The organism is Streptomyces sp. NPDC059900, from assembly GCF_050270335.1.
GTDB lineage: Bacteria > Actinomycetota > Actinomycetes > Streptomycetales > Streptomycetaceae > Streptomyces.
This window is the reverse complement of the sequence record NZ_JBNNJZ010001000.1, coordinates 1-1,763: the sequence shown is the minus strand read 5'-3', so window position 1 is coordinate 1,763 and position 1,763 is coordinate 1. Positions and strand designations below refer to the sequence as shown.

At 74.2% G+C, this 1,763-nt stretch carries 1 pseudogene; it reads right to left on the bottom strand.

Features of this window, described 5'->3' with window-relative positions:
* Positions 1-37: 37 nt before the first annotated feature.
* Positions 38-1,763, bottom strand: a pseudogene (locus tag ACQKIP_RS46615) (hypothetical protein); the annotation flags it as partial.

Sequence of the window (1,763 nt, the reverse complement as noted above, 5' to 3'; positions counted from 1 at the left end):
GCCCGCGCGCGCACTGATAACGCCGTCTACTCCTCGTCTACTCCTCGTCGCGCAGTCGGGCGGCCAAGGAGGTGAGCGGCTCGGTGTCCTCGCTGTGGCCCAGGGCGATCAGGCGGGAGACCGCCGCGTCGACACGGGTGAGGGCGGGGGCGGGGCGTTCCAGGTAGATGCCCTCCACGGCACTGGCGAGACGGACGCACTCGGCCCACTCACCGGCACGGTCCGCGTCCTCCGCTCCTGGTTCGCCGAGCAGGGCCAGGGCCTTCTCCAGGGCTGCCAGGGCGTCTTCGTATGCGCCGGCGTGGGCGTTGACCCGCCCGTATTCGTAGGCCAAGGCGGTATCCAGGGAGCGGCCGTGGGCCTCGTAGGCGGCGGCGCGGGCCTGGTCGGCGATCCGTCCGGCGTCGGCCAGGTAGGCGAGGGCGTCGGGCAGGCCGTCGGAGCCCTGCTGGCGGGTCTGGAGGCGGGCGAGTTCGCGCAGGCAGTTGCTGAGCTGTTCGTAACGCGGGTCTTGGGCGTGGGCGGCGATCGCCTGGTCGGCGGCCTGGCGGGCCCGGTCGAACTCGCCCGATTCGCCCAGGAGTACGGCCGTCTCTGCGGCGATCATGGCGTGGCTCGCCGGGTCGTCGTCCCAGCCCGCTGATTCGGCCGCGAGGGCGAGGAACTCCGTCGTGGCGGCCTTGAGGTCATCGCCCGCGTGCAGCGCGCGGGCGCGGATCAGGCGCAGTTGGGCCGCGAGCCGGTCGTCCAGTTCCCCGGTGGTGACGTCCGGTTCGGCCAGGAGGGAGTCGAGCAGCGCGATGCAGTCCTCGATGCGCCCCAGGTCGAGGCTGAGCTGGGCGGCGTTGCTGTAGGTGCAGAACGCGTCGGTGCGGTTGCCGTGGCGCAGGTCCAGCTCCGCCGATCGCGTCAGGTGCCGCAGCGCCTCGTCGGGGCGGTCCAGGTGCATGCAGGCTTCGGCCAGGTCGCCGTGGAAGCGGGTGGCGTCGAGCATGTCGGCCGGCCAGTCGGCGGCCAGGCGCAGGCCCTCGGTCAGGTCCGCGTGGGCGGCCTGCGCGTCGTGCAGGCCCAGTTGGAGCCGGCCGCGCAGTGCGAGCACGCGGGGCAGGTGCCAGGCGGGGCCGTGCGTTTTGAGCTGGTCGAGGAGGGCGTCGGCCTCGGTGACCGCGGCGAGCAGGGCGCCGGAAAGGGCGTGGGCGCTGGCCCGCAGCAGCCGGGCGTGGGAGATCTGGCCGGCGAGGTCGTGCCGGGTGGCGAAGGCCTCAAGGAGGTTGATCTCGGCGAAGGCCGGTTCGATGTGCTCGGAGCTGCGTGAGGTCTGCAGGCGCAGGCCGAGCGCGGTCGCCCGCAGGCGCAGCAGGCGGGCTTCCTGGTAGGGGGCCAGGCCGGGGGTCTGCTCGTGCAGGCTGACCATGGTCGCGTGGGCGGTGCTCAGCGCGGTGGTCTTCGCCTCGGTTCCGTCGGTCCCTTCGGTTCCCTGGGCCCTCTCGGTGTCCGGGGCGGGGATTTCGGCTGCGGCGAGCAGGGCGCAGGCGCGGGCCAGTGCCGCGTCGCCCGGTGCGCCGGCGTCTTCGTACAGGCCCGCGGCCTCTTCGTGGAGGGCGGCGGCCTCGGCGTAGTCGTCGTGGTGGCCGGCCCGGTTCGCCTCGTCGGTCAGCAGGTCCGCGCGCAGCCGGGCCAGCGGGCCCACGGCCGGGTCCTCCGGGTGGACGTAGGAGCGCGCGGTGGCCAGCGTGCGCAGCTGCTGCCAGCAGGCCGCCGCG